The sequence below is a fragment of the Gryllotalpicola koreensis genome (genome assembly GCF_039538185.1).
Lineage (GTDB): Bacteria > Actinomycetota > Actinomycetes > Actinomycetales > Microbacteriaceae > Gryllotalpicola > Gryllotalpicola koreensis.
This window is the reverse complement of the sequence record NZ_BAABBW010000012.1, coordinates 1-1,100: the sequence shown is the minus strand read 5'-3', so window position 1 is coordinate 1,100 and position 1,100 is coordinate 1. Positions and strand designations below refer to the sequence as shown.

The 1,100-nt window shown below is 66.5% G+C and carries 1 protein-coding gene; it reads right to left on the bottom strand.

Annotated elements, in window-relative coordinates; genetic code table 11:
- The coding region (locus ABD708_RS19400; protein WP_344757592.1) for a fatty acid desaturase family protein at positions 1-1,008 on the bottom strand (1,008 nt) is incomplete at its 3' end.
- Between the last annotated feature and the right edge of the window lie 92 nt (positions 1,009-1,100).

Below are 1,100 nucleotides of genomic sequence, written 5' to 3'. Positions count from 1 at the left end.
GGTTTGTCGTGCGGTGATCATGGGGCATTCGAAGGGGTCTTGGTGTCCGAGGCCGACGTTGTCGATGTAGTCGGTGACGCTGCGGAACGCGTCGCGCACACCGGTCTCGGTATACGCGACGTCGCGTTCCGTACAGAAGGCCTGGACGAGTGGGGCGGCGTGGCGCAGCTGGGGGCGGGCCATGGAGGGGAAGAGGTGGTGTTCGATCTGGTAGTTGAGGCCGCCCATGGTGAAGGAGGTGAACTGCCCTCCGCGGATGTTGCGGCCGGTGAGGACTTGGCGGCGGAAGAAGTCCAGCTTCTGACTCTTGGGCACGAGGGGCATGCCCATGTGGTTGATGGCGAACACGGCGCCGAGGTAGAAGCCGAAGACGGCGAGCTGGATGCCGAGGAACGTGCCGGCGCGGCCCGGGGAGAGCACAAGGAAGGTCAGGCCGATGAAGCCGCCAAGTCGCAGCAGGATGAGCCCGATCTCCACAGGGCGGTGCGGGACGGTGCCGCGTCCGAAGACCCGCTGGAAGCTTTGGATGTGCAGGATGAGGCCCTGGAAGAACAGGAAGGGGAAGAATCCGACGCTCTGATGGTCGAGTGTCCACCGGGCGAGCCGGCTGCGCTCGCGCAGCTGCGTGAGAGAGCTCGGAACGACGACGGGGATGTCGAGGTCGGGGTCGTAGCCGATCCGGTTGGGGTTGGCGTGGTGGCGGTTGTGCTTGTTGTTCCACCAGCCGACGCTCATGCCGACGAACAGGTTGCCGATGACGAGGCTGGCCCAGTTGTTCCACTGCCCGGACTGGAACACCTGGCGGTGTGCGGCGTCATGGCCGAGGAACGCGGCCTGGGTGAACGCGACGGCGAAGACCACGGCGAGCGGCATCTGCCACCAGGTGTCGCCGACACGAATGAACAGCACGACCAGTGCGGCCAGCGCGATCGTGATCAGCCAGAACTTGGCCCAGTAGTAGACGCGCCGCCGCCGCAGCAGCCCGGCGGCGCGGATCTGCTCGGACAAGTCAGCGAAATCCGTGCTCCGCCGGGCCGAATGCTCCTCGCCCGAGACCGGGCGGGTCGTGCGCTGGATGGTGCCGGGCCCGGTCGATGCGA